This window comes from Aureimonas sp. AU22 (assembly GCF_001463745.1).
Lineage (GTDB): Bacteria > Pseudomonadota > Alphaproteobacteria > Rhizobiales > Rhizobiaceae > Aureimonas.
The window spans coordinates 1-18524 of the sequence record NZ_BBWJ01000007.1 but is presented as its reverse complement, the minus strand read 5'-3'; the positions used below and the strand labels follow the sequence as shown (position 1 = coordinate 18524).

The 18524-nt window shown below is 68.0% G+C and carries 17 protein-coding genes, 1 tRNA gene and 1 riboswitch; of the genes, 17 read left to right on the top strand and 1 reads right to left on the bottom strand.

Translation table 11 applies throughout. The features are described from left to right. The first annotated feature begins 206 nt into the window (after positions 1–206). Positions 207–1817, top strand: a complete 1611-nt coding sequence (locus tag AUL34_RS03115) for a Do family serine endopeptidase (RefSeq protein ID WP_061931055.1) — start codon at positions 207–209, stop codon at positions 1815–1817. Between the two features lie 50 nt (positions 1818–1867). Here the strand turns inward: AUL34_RS03115 and serB are convergent, their stop codons facing one another. Further along, on the bottom strand, positions 1868–2749 hold the full coding sequence (gene serB, locus AUL34_RS03110; RefSeq protein WP_061931052.1) for a phosphoserine phosphatase SerB: 882 nt from the start codon (positions 2747–2749) through the stop codon (positions 1868–1870). Between the two features lie 20 nt (positions 2750–2769). Here serB and miaA point away from each other — a divergent pair, with 20 nt between their 5' ends. From miaA to AUL34_RS03030, 16 genes are all read left to right on the top strand, one after another. Then, complete coding sequence (gene miaA / locus AUL34_RS03105; protein ID WP_061931049.1) at positions 2770–3678, top strand: tRNA (adenosine(37)-N6)-dimethylallyltransferase MiaA; 909 nt, start codon at positions 2770–2772, stop codon at positions 3676–3678. 54 nt (positions 3679–3732) lie between these two features. After that, complete coding sequence (locus tag AUL34_RS03100; RefSeq protein WP_082653123.1) at positions 3733–4572, top strand: DUF1206 domain-containing protein; 840 nt, start codon at positions 3733–3735, stop codon at positions 4570–4572. A 253-nt stretch (positions 4573–4825) separates the two neighbouring features. Next, positions 4826–6610, top strand: coding sequence for an acetolactate synthase 3 large subunit (locus AUL34_RS03095; RefSeq protein WP_156420760.1), 1785 nt, complete (start codon positions 4826–4828; stop codon positions 6608–6610). A gap of 72 nt (positions 6611–6682) precedes the next feature. Then, positions 6683–7264, top strand: coding sequence for an acetolactate synthase small subunit (gene ilvN, locus AUL34_RS03090; RefSeq protein ID WP_061931041.1), 582 nt, complete (start codon positions 6683–6685; stop codon positions 7262–7264). A 109-nt stretch (positions 7265–7373) separates the two neighbouring features. Beyond that, positions 7374–7970: a LysE family translocator gene (locus AUL34_RS03085; RefSeq protein ID WP_061931038.1), complete on the top strand. Its 597-nt coding sequence runs from the start codon at positions 7374–7376 to the stop codon at positions 7968–7970. Between the two features lie 40 nt (positions 7971–8010). Beyond that, positions 8011–9138 carry an ATP-dependent RecD-like DNA helicase gene (locus AUL34_RS03080; protein WP_061931035.1) on the top strand — a complete coding sequence of 376 codons (1128 nt, stop codon included), beginning with the start codon at positions 8011–8013 and terminating at the stop codon, positions 9136–9138. 37 nt (positions 9139–9175) lie between these two features. Next, positions 9176–9916, top strand: coding sequence for a pyridoxine 5'-phosphate synthase (locus AUL34_RS03075; RefSeq protein WP_061931032.1), 741 nt, complete (start codon positions 9176–9178; stop codon positions 9914–9916). Between the two features lie 240 nt (positions 9917–10156). Then, the gene (locus tag AUL34_RS03070; protein WP_370539017.1) at positions 10157–10828 is read left to right on the top strand and encodes a TetR/AcrR family transcriptional regulator C-terminal domain-containing protein; all 672 of its coding nucleotides are present in this window, start codon (positions 10157–10159) and stop codon (positions 10826–10828) included. A gap of 31 nt (positions 10829–10859) precedes the next feature. Then, complete coding sequence (gene ilvC / locus AUL34_RS03065) at positions 10860–11879, top strand: ketol-acid reductoisomerase (RefSeq protein WP_061931030.1); 1020 nt, start codon at positions 10860–10862, stop codon at positions 11877–11879. Between the two features lie 124 nt (positions 11880–12003). Beyond that, complete coding sequence (locus AUL34_RS03060; RefSeq protein ID WP_061931027.1) at positions 12004–12405, top strand: PilZ domain-containing protein; 402 nt, start codon at positions 12004–12006, stop codon at positions 12403–12405. 98 nt (positions 12406–12503) lie between these two features. Next, a tRNA-Lys gene (locus AUL34_RS03055) sits at positions 12504–12579 on the top strand. A 503-nt stretch (positions 12580–13082) separates the two neighbouring features. Further along, complete coding sequence (gene adh / locus AUL34_RS03050; RefSeq protein ID WP_061931024.1) at positions 13083–14603, top strand: aldehyde dehydrogenase; 1521 nt, start codon at positions 13083–13085, stop codon at positions 14601–14603. Between the two features lie 84 nt (positions 14604–14687). After that, positions 14688–15038: a DUF779 domain-containing protein gene (locus AUL34_RS03045; protein ID WP_061931057.1), complete on the top strand. Its 351-nt coding sequence runs from the start codon at positions 14688–14690 to the stop codon at positions 15036–15038. Between the two features lie 757 nt (positions 15039–15795). After that, a riboswitch (yybP-ykoY riboswitch) is annotated at positions 15796–15888 on the top strand. An 82-nt stretch (positions 15889–15970) separates the two neighbouring features. Next, positions 15971–16531: a manganese efflux pump MntP family protein gene (locus AUL34_RS03040; protein WP_061931021.1), complete on the top strand. Its 561-nt coding sequence runs from the start codon at positions 15971–15973 to the stop codon at positions 16529–16531. A 12-nt stretch (positions 16532–16543) separates the two neighbouring features. After that, entirely contained in the window at positions 16544–17116 is a 573-nt protein-coding gene (locus AUL34_RS03035) for a cytochrome b (protein WP_061931018.1), read from the top strand. A gap of 270 nt (positions 17117–17386) precedes the next feature. Beyond that, a partial coding sequence (locus tag AUL34_RS03030) for a methyl-accepting chemotaxis protein (RefSeq protein WP_156420758.1) occupies positions 17387–18524 on the top strand: 1138 nt, incomplete at its 3' end.

Genomic DNA, 18524 nt, shown 5'->3' with positions numbered 1-18524 from the left:
GGCGGGAGGGGCATCGCCGACCGCGACGCCTTCGGCTCCCCCGGCGGCACCCGCCGCACAACCGGCACCCGCACCGGCCAACTGACGCACCATGGAAAGAAGCCCGCCGCGTTCCCTCGCGGCGGGCTTCTTGATTCCAACGCTTTTATCGGCTTGCCTCGTTCCAGCGGCCCGCCGCGCCCATGCCCCCGGCCGAGGATTCCCGAATGCCCTGCACGAACGCCCGCTTCGCTCGCCCGCTCGCCGGGGCCGCGCTCGCGCTTCTGTCCGCCCTGCCGGGACCGGTCGCCGCGCAAGGCGTGATCGCGCCGCCGGCGGGCAATCAGCCGATCGCTCCCCAGCCGCCGACCGCGACGACGATCGACCCGTCGGCGCCCGGCGTGCCGGCGCAGCCGGGTTCGGCCCAGCCGCGCATGGTGGGACCGGCTTCCGTCGCCGATCTCGCCGACCGCCTGCTCGGCGCGGTGGTCAACATCTCCACGTCCCAGAAGGTCGAGGGCGGTCCGGAGCGTCCGACGCCCCCGCTCGCCGCGCCCGACGGCTCGCCCCTGCAGGATTTCTTCAACGACCTCCTCAACGGCAAGGAAGGCGACGGCGAGAACCGCGTCCAGTCCCTCGGTTCGGGGTTCGTGCTCGATCCGACGGGCATCGTCGTCACCAACAACCACGTCATCGCGGACGCCGACGAGATCACCGTCAACTTCGCCGACGGGCGTCAGCTGAATGCCACGGTCGTCGGCGTCGATGCCAAGACCGATCTCGCCGTCCTGAAGGTGGAATCCGACACGCCGCTCGCCGCCGTCCGCTTCGGCGATAGCGACGCGGTGCGCATCGGCGATTGGGTCATGGCGATCGGCAACCCGTTCGGCCTCGGCGGCTCGGTGACGGTCGGCATCGTCTCGGCGCGCGGGCGCAACATCCAGGCCGGCCCCTACGACAACTTCATCCAGACGGACGCGGCCATTAATCGGGGCAACTCGGGCGGCCCGCTGTTCGACATGTACGGCAACGTCATCGGCATCAACACGGCGATCATCTCGCCGACGGGCGGCTCGATCGGCATCGGCTTCGCGATCCCCTCGCTCTTGGCGCAGAACGTCGTCGACCAGCTTCGCGAGTTCGGCGAGACGCGGCGCGGCTGGCTCGGCATCCGCCTGCAGGAGGTGACCGACGAGATCGCCGAAGGGCTCGGCCTGCCGAACGCGCGCGGCGCCCTCGTCATGGGCATCATTCCCGAGGGGCCGGCCGACACCGGCCAGATCGAGATCGGCGACGTCGTCACCCGCTTCGACGGGCGCGAGATCGTGACCTCGCGCGATCTTCCGCGCATCGTCGCCGAGACCGAGATCGGCAAGACGGTGACGCTGGACATCCTGCGCAAGGAGAGCCTCGACGCGCCGGCAAAGCCTGTCACCGTGCAGGTGACGCTCGGACGCTTGGAGGATGCCGACGAGACGGATGCGGGCGAGGACGAGGCGCCGGCGGACGCAGACCCGGCGGCGCCGGAGACCGCGACGCCGCCCGCAACGCTCGGCCTGCAGCTGTCCGACGTCAGCGACGAGCTGAAGAAGCGCTTCGATCTCGCCGACGACCTGACCGGCGTCGTCGTCACCGAGGTCGCACCGAACTCGGCGGCCGGCGAGAAGGGGATCGAGGCCGGCACGGTGATCAAGGAGATCGGCCAGGAAGCGGTGAAGGACGCCGCCGACGCGCGGGCCAAGCTCGCCAAGCTCAAGTCGGACGGCCGCCGCAACGCCCTCCTGCTCCTCTCCGACCGCTCCGGCGACCTGCGCTTTGCCGTGGTGCCGATCGACTAGGAGCGCGGCGGTGCGCGGCTGCGCGGCGCGAAGCCTTACGCCGCTGGCGTTCAGGACACGAAGTCGCTCGCCCGGTATCCCTGGAGAAACAGGAGCGCCGTCAGGTCGCCGTGGTCGATGCGGTGCGGCGCACGCGCGGCGACCGCCGGCTTGGCGTGGATGGCGACGCCCGTACCGGCGGCCAGGATCATGGGAAGGTCGTTCGCTCCGTCGCCGACCGCGATCGCGTCCGCCGGCGTCGTGCCGAGCCGGGCCGCGATGTCCTGGAGCGCCGCGAGCTTCGCTTCGGCACCGAGGATCGGCTCCGCGACGGTGCCGCTCAACGTGTCGCCCTCGACGTTCAGCGTGTTGGCGCGGTTCTCGGCAAAGCCGAGGCGCTCGGCGATCACCGCCGTGAAGGCGGTGAAGCCGCCGGAGACGAGCGCCGTATGGGCGCCGTTGCGGTTCATGGTGCGCACCAGCGTCGTGCCGCCCTCGGCGGGGGTGATGTGGTTCGCGATCACGTCGGCGATGGTGGAGACGGGCAGACCCTTCAGGAGCGCGACGCGTTCTCGAAGGGCGGGCTCGAAGGCGATCTCGCCGTTCATCGCGCGCGCTGTGATGGCCGCCACCTGATCCTTGATGCCGATCGCGGCCGCCAGCTCGTCGATGCATTCCTGCTCGATCATCGTGGAATCCATGTCGGCGAGGAGAATTCGCTTGCGGCGTCCCGCCTGCTCCTGCACCACGCAGTCGACGCCTTCGTCGAGCGCCAGGCGGCGCAGGCGCTCGCGCACGATCGCGTCGATGGGCTCCACGGTGACGAGGTCGCAGGCGACCTCCGGCTCCAGCCAGTGGATGTCCGCCTCGCCGATCTCGCCTTGCGCTGCCTCCGCCAGGGTGCGCGAGACGCGCGGATCTTGCCGCGCCGACAGAAGGGTGACGACAAACATGGAAGAGCCAGCCTAGATCGATGGAGAGACCGAAGGCCATCTTGATAGCCGGGCCCACCGCCAGCGGCAAGTCGGCCCTGGCGCTGCGGCTGGCGCAGGCCGTCGGTGGGGTCGTGGTCAACGCGGACTCCATGCAGGTCTATGCCGGCCTTCGCCTCCTCAGCGCCCGGCCGTCCGAGCGCGAGATGGAGGGCGTGGAGCACCGGCTCTATGGTCACGTCGATCCGGCCGCGCCGTACTCGGCCGGTCACTGGTTGCGCGAGGTCGAACCGCTGCTGGCCGAGTTCAAGCGCCGCGACCGCGTGCCGGTCGTGTGCGGCGGCACGGGGTTGTATTTCAAGGCGCTGCTCGGCGGGCTCGACGACATGCCGGAGGTGCCGGGCGAGATCCGCGCGCGCTGGCGCGGGCGCGCGCTCGTCGAGACGCCTGAAATCCTCCACCGCGAGCTCGACCGGCGCGATCCGGAGGCGGCCAGGCGGATCCGGCCGAGCGATCCGACCCGGATCGTGCGGGCCCTGGAACTCGTCGAGGCGACCGGGCGGCCGCTCGCCGACATCAGACGGAACGCTGGCCGGTCGCTCGTGGGCGCGGAGGGCGTCGTGAAGCTAGTGCTGGCACCCGAGCGATCCGTGCTGCGCATGCGGATCGCCGCGCGCTTCGATGCGATGCTGGCGGACGGGGCGCTGGCGGAGGCGCTGGCTTTTCGCGCGCGGGATCCCGAGGCCTTCGGGGGGCTCGGGGCGCAGGCGATCGGCCTGCGCGAACTCCTCGCCCATGCCGACGGCAAGATCTCGCTCGGCGCCGCGCGAGACCTCGCCGTCACGCGTACCCGCCAGTATGCCAAGCGGCAGGAAACCTGGTTCCGCAACCAGTTCGGCGCGGACTGGCGGCGCCTCCACGACGCCGCCGATTTCGACCTCGGGGCGTAAGGACGGAACCCGAGCGGCGGGGGTTTCGTTTGGCAGCCCACAAGGAGACCGCCCATGTCGTCTAGCCCAATCCCCGTGCGCGACCATCGCGACGCCATCGAGAAAGGGGCTCGGCTCGGCTACCTCGCCCGCGCGGCGGTCTTCATCGTCATCGGGTTCTTCGCTTTCCAAACGGCGTTCGCCGCCGGAAGCACCCTGAGCGAGGAAGAGGCGATCGGGCGCATCGTCGCCTCGCCCTTCGGCGGCGTCCTTCTGGTGCTCCTCACCGTGGCCTTGCCCTGTTTCGCGCTCTGGCGCTTCATTCAGGCGATCTTCGATGCCGATGGCTACGGCACGAAACCGAAGGGCATCGCGACGCGCGTCGGGCGCTTCTTCTCCGGGCTCACCTATCTCTTCCTGTCGATCTACGCCGCCTCGCTGCTGTTCGGCCTGTCCACGGGCGGCGGCGAGGGAGGCGGGCTCCTCAACCAGTGGGCGCCGCTGTTCGGTCCCTGGTTCACGGTCCCCGCCGGGCTGGTCATGCTGGGTGTCGCCGCCAGCCAGGCGAAGAAGGCGTGGAGCGGCTCGTTCCTGCGCTTCCTCAGCCTGCCGCCCGCCCACGCGCGCTGGATGACGGCCCTTTGCCGCTTTGGCATCACGGCACGCGCCCTGGTGTTCGCGGCGCTGGCCTTCCTGTTCTTCACCGGCGCCTCGCGCTGGTCGCCCGACCACATGCCGGGGCTGGAGAATGCGCTCGTGGCCATCGGCGGCTGGCCTTACGGCTGGGTGCTGCTTTCGGCCACCGGTCTCGGCCTCGTCGCCTTCGGCGTCTATGCGCTCATCCTCTCGCGCTATGGCCATATTCGCTCCCCCGATCTCGATCCGACGGACGCGCTGAAGCGCATGGGCGCGTGATCGGAAAGTGGAGGCACGGTGCTTGACGAGGGTGTGAAGCCTGCTTAAGGTCCGCCCCCATGCAGAACATCACGCTCATTCTCGTAAGCAGGCGCACACGCGAGGCGGTCTAGGGACCGTCCGGCTCCTGCCACGTGTGCGCAACCCAAAGGCCCCTCGAAGGGCCTTTTTTATTGCCTGAATTTCCCGGAACCGTAGCGCCGCAGCCAGCAAAGGCCGGCATACAAGATCAGCAGGCCGAGCCATGAACCAGATGACGATCGAGACCACCGTCCGCCAGATGACCGGGGCCCAGATGGTGGTCCAGGCGATGAAGGATCACGGCGTCGAGCATCTCTTCGGCTATCCCGGCGGCGCCGTTCTTCCGATCTACGACGCCTTGTTCCAGCAGTCCGACGTCAAGCACATCCTCGTTCGCCACGAGCAGGGCGCCGGCCATGCCGCCGAGGGCTATGCGCGTTCCACCGGCAAGCCGGGCGTCATGCTGGTCACCTCCGGTCCCGGCGCCACCAACGCGGTGACGCCGTTGCAGGACGCGCTGATGGATTCCATCCCGCTCGTCTGCATCACCGGCCAGGTCCCGACCACGCTCATCGGTTCCGACGCGTTCCAGGAATGCGACACGGTCGGCATCACGCGCCCCTGCACCAAGCACAACTGGCTGGTGAAGAGCGTCGAGGATCTCGCCGAGATCCTGCACGAGGCCTTCCATGTCGCGACGTCGGGCCGTCCGGGCCCGGTGGTCGTCGACATCCCGAAGGACGTGCAGTTCGCGACCGGCACCTACACGCCGCCCGGCCTGTCGCGCGCCACGCAGCGTTACCAGCCGAAGCTCGACGCCGATCTCGGCCGCATCCGCGCGGCGGTGGAGCTGATGAAATCAGCCAAGCGCCCGGTTCTCTATACCGGCGGCGGTGTCATCAATTCGGGACCGGAGGCCTCGAAGCTCCTGCGCGAGCTGGTCGCCATGACCGGCTTCCCGATCACCTCGACCCTGATGGGCCTCGGCGCCTATCCGGCAAGCGGCGAGAACTGGCTCGGCATGCTCGGCATGCACGGCACCTATGAAGCCAACCTCGCCATGCACGGCTGCGACGTCATGGTCTGCATCGGCGCGCGCTTCGACGACCGGATCACCGGCCGCCTCGACGCCTTCTCGCCGGGGTCGAAGAAGATCCACATCGACATCGACCCCTCGTCGATCAACAAGAACGTGCGCGTGGATCTGGCCGTCATCGGCGACGTCGCGCATGTGCTCGAAGCCATGATCGGCGTCTGGAAGGAGACCGGCGATGTCGCCGACCGCGAGGCGCTCGCCGAGTGGAAGGACAAGATCGCCGGCTGGAAGGCGCGCGACTGCCTCGCCTATCGCCAGGAGGGCGACCTCATCCTGCCGCAGCACGCGGTCAAGCGCCTCTACGAGCTGACGAAGGACCGCAAGACCTTCATCACCACGGAGGTCGGCCAGCACCAGATGTGGGCGGCGCAGTTCTACGGCTTCGAGGAGCCGAACCGCTGGATGACGTCAGGGGGCCTCGGCACCATGGGCTACGGCCTGCCGGCCGCCGTCGGCGTCCAGATCGCGCATCCCGACGCGCTCGTCATCGACATCGCGGGCGACGCCTCGATCCAGATGATGACGCAGGAGCTTTCGACCGCCGTTCAGCACGGCGCGCCCGTCAAGGTGTTCATCCTGAACAACCAGTACATGGGCATGGTGCGCCAGTGGCAGCAGCTGCTCCACGGCAACCGCCTGTCGAACAGCTACTCCGAGGCAATGCCCGACTTCGTCAAGCTCGCCGAGGCCTATGGCGGCCGGGGCATCCGCATCGAGAAGGCGGGTGATCTCGACGCCGGCATCCAGGCGATGATCGACACGGACGGCCCGGTGATCGTCGACTGCTGCGTCGCCAACCTCACCAACTGCTTCCCGATGATCCCGTCCGGCAAGGCGCACAACGAGATCCTACTGCCCGACGAGGCGAGCGACGACGCCGTCGCCAACGCCATCGATGCCAAGGGAAAGGCGCTGGTCTAAGCGCCCGCGGCGGGGCATAAGCCCCGCCGACTTTCGTCTCGTTCGCCGCGCCGACCTCTCCGGGAAAGACCCATGAACCTTCCGCTTCAGCCGCCCGCCTCCGCCTATTTCATCACCGACGACAAGCCGCCGGTCGTCTCGCGCACCCTGTCGATCGTGGTGGACAACGAACCGGGCGTGCTGGCGCGGGTCATCGGCCTCTTCTCCGGCCGGGGCTACAACATCGAGAGCCTCACGGTCTCCGAGACCGACCACAACAAGCACCTGTCGCGCATCACGGTGGTGACGCGAGGCGCGCCGGGCGTCATCGAGCAGGTGAAGAGCCAGCTCGACCGGATCGTGCCGGTCCACAAGGTCGTGGACCTCACGAAGGCCGCCACGGGTCAGGGCGAGGACGGACCGATCGAGCGGGAGCTCGCGCTGGTCAAGGTGTCGGGCACGGGCGACGATCGCGTCGAGGCGCTGCGGCTCGCCGACGTCTTCCGCGCCAAGGTGGTGGATTCCACCACCGACCACTTCGTCTTCGAGATCACCGGCAAGACGTCGAAGATCGAGAAGTTCATCCAGATCATGGCCCCGTTGGGGCTCGTCGAGGTGTGCCGCACCGGCGTCGCCGCCATGAGCCGCGGCAAGGATCCGATCATCGAGGGCTGACAAGCCGGCGCCCGTTGTCGCGCGCCGACGACGGCGGTCCCTCTTCCTCGTGGCAGCCTGGAAACGGGCTGGCGGATTCGCGACGCCTGCGTTCTCGAAAGCAAAGACGATGAGCCTCGATCTTCTCTTCGGCCTGTTCATCTTCGCCGCGGCCACTTCGGTGACCCCCGGCCCGAACAATCTCATGCTGATGACGTCGGGCGTGAACTTCGGGCTACGGCGCACGATCCCGCACATGCTGGGGATCGAGCTCGGCTTCGGCCTCCTGCTTCTGGCCGTCGGAATGGGGCTCGGCGCGCTTCTCCACTCGATGCCGGGCCTGCAGCTGGCGATGAAGGTGGCGAGCGCGGCCTACCTCCTGTGGCTCGCATGGAAGATCGCCTTCTCCAAGGCGTCGGCCGATCCCGCGCCCAGCGCCGAGAAGCCGATCACCTTTGGCCAAGCCGCCCTGTTCCAGGTCGTGAACCCCAAGGCCTGGGCGATGGCGCTGGTCGCCATGGGAGCCTATGTCAGCGCCGAGGCGCCCGTCCTTTCGATGCTGGCCGTGGTCGCGGCATTCATGATCGTCGGCATACCGACGGCGGTGATCTGGACCGGTTTCGGCATGGGTCTGCGCAATCTCCTGTCGGACCCGAAGCGCCTGCGCATCTTCAATCTCGTGATGGGGTTCGCGCTCGTGGCCACGCTCTGGCCGCTCCTGCGCTGACCGCTTGCCGCGGGGCGCAATTTCTGCGACGCCCGCTCCCATGAAGTTCTCACCCCAACAGGACGAGGCGCTGACGCGCGTCGCCGACTGGCTCCGGCGCGGCGACCAGCCGATCTTTCGCCTGTTCGGCTACGCCGGCACGGGCAAGACGACGCTGGCGCGCCATTTCGCCGAAGGGATCGAGGGCGGCGTCCAGTTCGCCGCCTTCACCGGCAAGGCGGCGCAGGTCCTGCGCTCCAAGGGCGCCAAGTCCGCCAAGACGATCCACTCGCTGATCTACCGCCCGCGCGGCGAGGAAGCGACCGACGACGAGGCGACCGGCACGGCGCGCGTCTCGCCGACTTTCTCGCTCAACCGTCAGAGCCCCGTGGCGAAGGCCAAGCTCGTCGTCGTCGACGAGTGTTCGATGGTGGACGAGGCGCTGGGGCGCGATCTCCTCTCCTTCGGCACGCCGATCCTGGTGCTCGGCGATCCCGGCCAGCTGCCGCCGGTTTCGGGCGGCGGCTTCTTCACCGAAGCCGAGCCGGATTTCCTTCTGACCGAGATCCACCGCCAGGCGCGCGACAATCCGATCCTGTCGCTCGCGCTCGACGCGCGCGAAGGCCGGCCGCTCTCGTTCGGCGACCACGGCGCCGCCAAGGTCATCTCCAAGCGCGAGGTGGATCGCGACGAGGTTCTGGCCGCCGATCAGGTGCTGGTCGGCACCAACCGGACGCGGCGCCTCTACAACAACCGCCTGCGCGAGCTGAAGGGCTTCACCGGCGCATTGCCGCAATCGGGCGACAAGCTGGTCTGCCTGCGCAACGACCCGGCCAAGGGGCTCCTCAACGGCTCGCTCTGGCAGGTGATGACGGCCTCGCCGGAAACGGTGAAGCCGGGCACCAACCTCATCGTGAAGCCGGACGACGACGACATCGACCGGGGCGCCGCCAAGATCAAGCTCCTGAAGGAGGCGTTCGAGAACCCGAGTGCGGACGTGCCCTGGGCCACCAAGAAGCGCTACGACGACTTCGACTACGGCTACGCGCTGACCGTCCACAAGGCGCAGGGGTCGCAGTGGGACCATGTCATGCTGTTCGACGAGAGCTGGGCCTTCAAGGATTCGCGCGAGCGCTGGCTCTACACCGCCATCACCCGCGCCGCCGAGCGTTTGACCATCGTGAAGTGAGCCGAGCCGCAGCGCTCGAACCCTGGAGACGACTCCGATGCCCTGCGAACTGTCGGTCAATCTCAACGCCGTCGCCATGCTGCGCAACCGGCGCGACCTGCCCTGGCCGAGCGTCGAGCGCTTCGGGCGCATCGCGCTGGAAGCGGGAGCCAGCGGCCTGACCGTGCATCCGCGCCCCGACCAGCGTCACATCCGCTTCTCCGATCTTCCGGTCCTGCGGCGGCTGATCGACGAGGAGTTCCCTGGAGCCGGGTACAACATCGAGGGTTATCCGAGCGAGGACTTCCTCCAGCTTGTCCTCGCCAACCGCCCCAGTCAGGTGACACTGGTGCCGGACGATCCCTCCCAGCCGACCTCCGACCACGGATGGGACTTCGCCTCCCACGCCGGGCTTCTCAAGGCCGTCGTGGCGCGGCTGAAAGGCGAGGGGATGACGGTCTCGCTCTTCGCCGATGCCGACCCCGCCGCCATGCCGCTCGCCGCCGAGACGGGATGCGACCGCGTGGAGCTCTATACCGGTCCCTATGGGGGCACCCATTCCGACCCGTTGGCCGCAGCCGCCTGGGTCGAACGGTTGGGTGCGGCCGGCGATGCGGCGCTCGCCGCCGGGCTCGGGCTCAACGCCGGCCACGATCTCACGGTCGCCAACCTGCCGCCCCTCGTGCGGCGCCTGCCGCAGCTGGCCGAGGTCTCGATCGGTCACGGTCTCACGGCGGATGCGCTGGAGTACGGAATGGCCGGCTCGGTGCGCCGCTTCGTTGCCGCCTGCGCTGGCTGAGCCCATCCCGCTAGCCCTCGCCGGCCCGACGCCGCAACTTGCGCCGGAAGATCGATGACGCTCCCCGCACCGGGGGATCGGTCCCCCGATGGTTTCGCCGAAGACACCGGGCGTGGGTCCCGGCGGGTGTGGGTGCGGCCCGCCAACTCCACCCTTGCGAAATGCGATCCACATCGCTACACGCCGTACCGTAACGTACGGTACGCAGTTGGCTGCGACGAGAAGGGCGGGACGGAACCGGTGGACGGGACGGTCGAGATCGACGGGCGAGCGATGACGAAGCGCCAGGGCGAAGTGCTCGACGCGGCGCTGGCACTGCTCGTCTCCGACGACGAGAGCCTCACCATGACCGCCGTCGCCCGCCGTGCCAGCTGCTCGAAGGAAACGCTCTACAAGTGGTTCGGGGGGCGGGACGGGCTCCTCACCGCCACCGTGCAATGGCAGGCGTCCAAGGTTCGCGCGGTTCCGCTCGACCCGCAGACGCTCGACCGCGCGCGGCTGGAGGCGAGCCTTCTTGGCTTTGCGACGGACTGGCTTACCGTCCTGTCGAGCGAGACCTCCATCGCGCTGAACCGGCTTGCCGTCGGGCACGCCGGCTCCGATCGGCGGGACCTCGGCGCCATCGTTCTCGAAAACGGGCCGGCCGCCATGCGCCGCCGGCTCGGCCAGGTGCTGGAGGCCGGACGCCGGGCAGGGCTTCTCGCCTTTGCCGACACCGACCAGGCCTTCTCCACCTTCTTCGGCCTCACCGTGCGCGATACGCAGATCCGGCTTCTTCTCGGCGACCGGCCCGCACCCGGCACGGCCGAGATCGAGCGCGCGGCGCGCAGCGCGACCCAGCAATTCTTCGTCCTCTTCGGGACGAGCGAACAGGCGGACCCCGGCGTCCGTCGAACCCCATCCGGCGCCTGAAAAGCCGGAACAACAGGAAGGAAACGCCCCGATGCGCGTCTACTACGATCGCGATGCCGATCTGAACCTCGTCAAGTCCAAGAACGTCGCGATCGTCGGCTACGGCAGCCAGGGCCGCGCCCACGCGCTGAACCTCAAGGATTCGGGCGCCGCCAACGTGGCGATCGCGCTGAAGGCCGGCTCGGCCACGATCAAGAAGGCCGAGGCCGACGGCTTCAAGGTGATGACCGTCGCCGAGGCCGCCAAGTGGGCCGACCTCCTGATGATGGCGACCCCGGACGAGCTCCAGGCCGACATCTACAAGGCCGACATCGAGGGCAACATCCGCGACGGCGCGGCGATCGCCTTCGCGCACGGCCTCAACGTCCACTTCGGGCTGATCGAGCCGAAGAAGTCGGTCGACGTCGTCATGATCGCGCCCAAGGGCCCCGGCCACACCGTGCGCGGCGAGTACCAGAAGGGCGGCGGCGTGCCCTGCCTCGTGGCGGTCCACCAGGATGCGTCCGGCAACGCGCTCGACCTCGCGCTCTCCTATGCCTGCGGCGTCGGCGGCGGGCGTTCGGGCATCATCGAGACCAACTTCAAGGAAGAGTGCGAGACCGATCTCTTCGGCGAGCAGGTCGTGCTCTGCGGCGGCCTGGTCGAGCTGATCCGCGCCGGCTTCGAGACGCTGGTCGAGGGCGGCTACGCCCCCGAGATGGCCTATTTCGAGTGCCTGCACGAGGTGAAGCTCATCGTCGACCTCATCTACGAGGGCGGCATCGCCAACATGAACTACTCGATCTCCAACACGGCCGAGTGGGGCGAGTACGTCACCGGCCCGCGCATTATCACGGACGAGACCAAGGCCGAGATGAAGCGCGTCCTGAAGGACATCCAGACCGGTAAGTTCACCTCCGACTGGATGCAGGAGTATCGTTCGGGCGCGGCGCGCTTCAAGGGCATCCGCCGCGTCAACGACAGCCACCAGATCGAGGAAGTCGGCGCGAAGCTTCGCGGCATGATGCCCTGGATCGCCAAGAACCAGCTGGTCGACAAGGCCCGCAACTAAGACGGACGCGCGAGGAGGCCGGGGCTCCGCTCCGGCCTCCTCGCGCCGGCCGCCCGGCACAGGATTCAGGCGATGCTAACCTTTCGGCGCGATGGTTCGGCCACGCGAACGACGAGAGGGTCCTATGACCGCCGTGTCCCACCCCGCTTCCGATGACGCCGAGCGCCGCATCGCGCCGCGCACCCGTATCCTGAAGCGCGGCAAGATCCTCTTCAACAACCGCTATTCCACCTTCGACTGCACCGTGCGCAACATCTCCGCGACCGGCGCGCTCCTCACGATCGATCCGGCCGTCCCGCTGCCGAAGGTCTTCGAAATCCGCATCGGCGAAGAAGAGGCGGTGCGCCCCGCCAAGCTCGTCTATCGCCGCGACAGCTTCGCCGGCATCCACTTCATGGACACCGCCGAGGATGCGACCGAGACGGGATCCGCGGGGGCGGCTCCCACGCCGGCCAGCGAACTGCGGATCATACAGCGCCCTCTTCCCGCCGGACTCGTCGTCCAGCTTCCGTGGACGCGGGGCTGACATCTCTCGCAAAAGACCGGGATTTGCCTCTGGACACCTGGGGTCGCTTCGTCTAGAAGCCCCCTCAGACGCGAGGCGCCAAGGCGCCGCAACGTTCCGGGTGATTAGCTCAGTTGGTAGAGCAGCTGACTCTTAATCAGCGGGTCGTAGGTTCGATCCCTACATCACCCACCATTTGCCTGCCCTTTGCCGTATCGACGTCCGCGTCATGCTGCATCCGGTTTGTGCTCGAAGGCTTCCACCTCCGTTTCATGGGTTCGTGCTCGTTCGGCGCGCCCAGCGCAATAGCGCTTCTCATACGCCCGGTGGTGGCGTCAGCGTCAGGCCGAGAAAATTCGCGATCGCCGAAGGATGGTTGGCGGTCCGCTTTCCGGCGACGTCAATCGGAATCCTGCCCGAGTGAAGGGGGTGCCCTCGAGGGTCCCCGCGAACGGCTCGGTCCGCATTCATCGGCACAACCAGCACGATACCGAACAGGGCATTGACGGTTCTGTTGACGGCTCTGTGGATCGGGCGCAGGTTGCGTATCGTGTGAGGGCACCGTCCGCCGGAGAGCGGACGAAGGGTCGTGTCCGGCGATCGATCGACGCCCCTCCACGCCGCCCCGGTCGTCTTGGGAGAGCGTTTGGCCGGGACGGGGAGAACACCGCCGGCCACGTTGCCACTGGGAGGAACGCATGTACCAGCAAGCCATCGAACAGGTCTCGAAGAAGGTCCTGATCCGCGATCGCTACGACAATTTCATCGGCGGCAAATGGGTCGCGCCGACGGACGGACGCTACTTCGACAATCCGAGCCCGGTGACGGGCCAGACGCTCTGCCATGTCGCGCGCTCGTCCGCGGCCGACATCGAACTGGCATTGGATGCCGCCCACAAGGCGAAGGAAGCTTGGGGCCGCACCGCCGCCGCCGAGCGCTCGAAGATGCTTCTGCGCATCGCCGACAAGCTGGAGGAAAACCTCGACCTCCTCGCCATGGTCGAGACGCTGGACAACGGCAAGCCGATCCGCGAGACGACGCATGCCGACATGCCACTCGCCGTCGACCACTTCCGCTACTTCGCGGGGGCGCTCCGCGCGCAGGAAGGCTCGATCTCCGAGATCGACCACGACACCGTCGCCTACCACTTCCACGAGCCGCTCGGCGTCGTCGGCCAGATCATCCCGTGGAACTTCCCGCTTCTCATGGCAGTGTGGAAGCTCGCGCCCGCGCTCGCCGCCGGCAACTGCGTGGTGCTGAAGCCCGCCGAGCAGACGCCGCTTTCCATCCTCGTCTTCGCCGAACTCATCGCCGACATCCTGCCGGAGGGCGTCCTCAACGTCGTCAACGGCTTCGGTCTCGAGGCCGGCAAGCCGCTCGCCCAGTCGAAGCGCATCGCCAAGATCGCCTTCACCGGCGAGACGACGACCGGCCGCCTCATCATGCAGTACGCCTCCGAGAACCTCATCCCGGTGACGCTGGAGCTCGGCGGCAAGTCGCCCAACATCTTCTTCGCCGACGTTGCGGACGAAGACGACGACTTCTTCGACAAGGCGCTCGAGGGCTTCGCGATGTTCGCCCTCAACCAGGGCGAGGTCTGCACCTGCCCGAGCCGGGCGCTCGTGCACGAGTCCATCTACGACCGCTTCATGGAAAAGGCAGTGGCCCGCGTGAAGGCGATCAAGCAGGGCCACCCGCTCGATCCCACGACGATGATCGGCGCGCAGGCCTCGACCGAGCAGATGGAGAAGATCCTCTCCTACTTCGACATCGGCCGGCAGGAGGGCGCCGAGGTGCTGACGGGCGGCAAGCGGGCCGAGCTCGGCGGCGAGCTCGCCGGCGGCTACTACATCGAGCCGACGATCTTCGCCGGCAACAACCGGATGCGCGTCTTCCAGGAGGAGATCTTCGGCCCCGTCGTGTCGGTGACGAAGTTCAAGGACGACGAGGACGCGCTCGCGATCGCCAACGACACGCTCTACGGCCTCGGCGCCGGCATCTGGACCCGCAACGGCACGCGGGCCTACCGCTTCGGCCGCGCGATCCAGGCGGGGCGCGTCTGGACTAACTGTTACCACGCCTATCCCGCGCATGCGGCGTTCGGCGGCTACAAGCAGTCCGGCATCGGGCGCGAGACGCACAAGATGATGCTCGACCACTACCAGCAGACGAAGAACATGCTGGTCAGCTACTCCCCGAAGGCGCTCGGCTTCTTCTGAGCCGGAGATCGGCACGAGGACCCAGGGCATGGCGGCACGTCCGCCGCCATGCCGCCATCCGTCATCCGCATGGGAGCCCAGCGCATGGACAAGGTCACCGCGACGCCGGAAGCCATGGCGTTCCTCGCCGAGATCGTCGCCGACCACGGGCCGGTCCTGTTCCACCAGTCGGGCGGCTGCTGCGACGGCTCCTCGCCCATGTGCTACCCGCGGGACGAGTTCCGCATCGGTGAGGGGGACGTGCTTCTCGGACGGCTGCCCGACGACACGCCCGTCTATATCGGCGGTGCCCAATTCGAGGTCTGGAAACACACCGACCTGATCCTCGACGTCGTGCCGGGGCGCGGCGGCATGTTCTCGCTCGACAACGGCCGCGAACGCCGCTTCCTGACACGCTCCACCGTCTGCGCCGTTCCCGACGCGATGGGCGCGTAACCGAGGCTCCCTCCGCCCGTCGACCACGCTCCTGCGGTGGCCGCTATCCCGCAGGGGACGAGGCGGACGACCGCTGTCTCCAATGTCGAGCGGGTCGCTTCCGGCGATGCCTGGTGGTCCGTTCGGATGCCGAGACCCCTGAGTTCCAGCGGGAGATCGGGTCGGGTCCGGAGTTCGTGCGAGGGGTCGAGGCGAAGTCCGGGCTGGCCGAAGCCGGGCCGGAGGTTTCGGCATCAGGCGATGCTGGCGCCGCCGGTGCCGCTGTAGACCTAGCGGGAGATGTAGCTGCTCCCCCGGCTCGCGAGCAGCACGGAGACGGGAGCCAGTTCGACAAGCTGATCCGACGGCCGAAGGCGCGCTTCTCACCGTAGTGCTGGACCTTTTGCGACGGCTGGCCGCCGCTCGCCTGGAGCGTGGCCCAGAACGGGCCGGGCGCCGCGACGTCGGCGCGGTTGCCCTTGTCGATCACGTGCTCGGCGAGGGCCTTCGTGTCGGTGACGACTCCCGCCTTGGTGGTCGCTCAGTCGCAAAGGATCGCGCAGGGCTCGTAGGCCGCACCGACGCCATGATGATCGCCGATGCGCCGGGCGGCAGAGCGGCCTGCGCGATCCACTGGCGAGTGAGCCGGTTCGTTCCGCGACGGCGCGAAGCCTTGCATGCAATGCGACCGCATCGGCCGTGAGCCCCCAGTTGCAAATGCAAATCAGAGACACGTAAAGCATTGATTTGGTTTGACATTCTCGCTGGGAATGCCTACCCCGCGGCGATCGGGGAGTAGCTACCGTTCGCGGAACGGGGGCGCGTCAACAGACTCGCGCGTCAGCGCGTGGCGCGTTCAGCCGGACAGGCCCAGCAAGACCGTGGCGACCGTTCCACCGCATGCGGACAGGGGCGACGGGAGCCCGGTTCCGCATGTCCGTCGGATGCATCCCATGTCACCCTTCACCATCGCCGTCCTCGCCGTCAGCATGTCGGTGGACGCCTTCGCCGTCTCGGTTGGACGGGGCGCCGCCATCGGCCGCCCGCGCTTTTCCGAGACGCTGCGCACGGGCGCCGTCTTCGGCGTCGTCGAGGCCATCACCCCCGTTCTCGGTTGGGCCGCGGGCGTCGCCGCCAGCAGCTTCGTGGAGGCGGTCGACCATTGGATCGCCTTCGGCCTGCTCGCCGCGGTCGGCCTCCACATGCTGTTCTCGGCCCTCGCCAAGAAGGACGCGGGGGAGGTGCCTGTCGGCCGCTCGATGACCGTTCTCGTGGCGACCGCGATCGGCACCAGCCTCGACGCGATGGCGGTCGGCGTGTCGCTGGCCTTCCTCGACGTCAATATCGCGGTGATCGCGGCCGCCATTGGGCTCGCCACCTTCCTGATGTCGTCCGGCGGCATGCTGGTTGGGCGGGTGATCGGCGAGCGCTTCGGCCGCGCGGCGGAGGCGGTCGCCGGGATCGCGCTGGTCGGGCTCGGCGCGTCGATCCTCTACGAGCACCTCCTGGCCTGAGCGGACGGCGTCATGGTCATGGCCATCCGTCGTTCCCTGCGCGACACCCCGCAACGCTATGGTCTGGTGAGCCGCGCCTTTCACTGGGGCGCCGCGTACCTTCTCCTTTGGCAGTTCGGCACGCTCATCGGCTGGCGCTGGCTGGGCGACGGACCGGTGATGCGCGCCATCTCGCTTCTGGGACCCTACCACGGGACCGTCGGCGTCCTGGTTCTCGCCCTCCTCGTTCCCCGAACGATCTGGAGCCTCGCCGAACGGCGGAGGCGCGCCGTGCGGGACCGCGCGCCGCTCACGCACCTGCGCATGGGCGTTCACGCGGCGTTCTACGCGCTGATGCTTCTCGTTCCCGGCCTCGCGCTCCTTCGCGCCTATGCGAACGGGGACGGCTATGAACTCTGGACCATCACGCTGATCCCGGCGACCGGCATCGTGGTCGAGTGGCTGGTCTGGCCGGTCGATCGCCTGCACGGACCGCTGGCCTGGACGTTGGCGGCCCTGATCGCGGGCCATGCCGCCGTGGCGCTGTATCACGGCATCGTCCGTCGCGACGGGGTCCTGCACCGCATGACCGGCCGAATCAGCTGACGCCTATGCGGATCGATCGAGATCCCCGGTCTACCCAAGGCTCACAGGTTGCAGGAGTGACGTCGGGGGCTCCGTATCGTCCCCACGCCGGTCCGTACGCCCACCCCTCCCGCGCCGGGAAAACCGCGCGGGCAGGGCTTTGCAATACGCCGGGCCGGCCCAGGAATTCCTCAACCGCCGAGGGGCCCGCTTCCGTCCGATCCACTCCGTCTTAATGAGTTCCGAATATCCTCACGGGATCGTTACAGTCGTCTCCAAGGTTCGGTTATCATGCTGCACAAAGTGCGGATCGCCACCAAGATCGCCCTGATCGCATTGTTCATCAGTTCGATCGGGCTCTTGTCGTCCATCTACGCGTCGACGGTGATCCGGACTGCGGACGACGATTATTCCACCATGATCGCCAAGCTGGATCAGTCGACCCTGTTCCTGTCCCAGACCAACCGCCTGCTCAACACGATGGGTTACGGGGTCTACCGGTCCATCGCCTATTCCGGAAAGGATGCGAGTGAGGCTGCAAGGATTACCAGCGAGGCCATTGCGAAGGGCCATACCTTCCTAGCAGAAGTCTCCACACGGCTCGTCGACCGCAAGACGCAGATCGATGCCATTATCGGCAAATTCGATCGGATCGCGGACAGCATCGCGAAGGCCTCGAAAGAAGGCGAGGCGGACAACAACGACGCGGCGCTCTCGACCATGAAGGGGGCCGACGGACTCATCCAGGATCTCTCCGCGGACATCATTTCCCTCAACGAGGAGACGGCCGCGCGCGTCACCGCGAGGTCGGACGAGCTGACCGCAGGCTCCTACACCGCTTCCTATGTCCTCATCGGCGGCACGCTCGTGAGCGCGGTGCTGGGGCTCATCGCGGCTCTCTGGGTGTCGACGAAGGGGATCGTCGGTCCGCTCAACACCATCAAGGACAAGATGACGGAACTGGCGGCGGGCAAGCTGGACGTGGAGATCACGGGTCAGGATCGCCGCGACGAGGTGGGCGGCATGGCGAAGGCCGTGCAGGTCTTCAAGGACGCGGCCATCCGCAACCAGCGGCTGGAGTCCGAAGCGGAGGCGTCGCGCCGTGCGGAGGCTTTGCGTCGGGAGGCCCAGGCGGAGGCGGACCGGGCCAAGGCGCGCGAGCTCGAGGGGTTTGTGGCCGACATCGAGGCCGGCTTCGTGCGGCTGGCGGCGGGCGACCTGACGGCGCGCATGGCAAAACCCGTGGCGCCCGAGTTCGAGCCGATCCGCGGTCAGTTCAACGGCTCGCTCGAGAAGCTGGAGCGCACGATGGGTGCGGTGGTCGGCTCGATCGGCACGATCCGCACGGGCCTTGCCGAGATCAACGTCGCCTCGAACGATCTCGCCCAGCGCACCGAGCAGCAGGCGGCGAGCCTCGAGGAGACGGTCG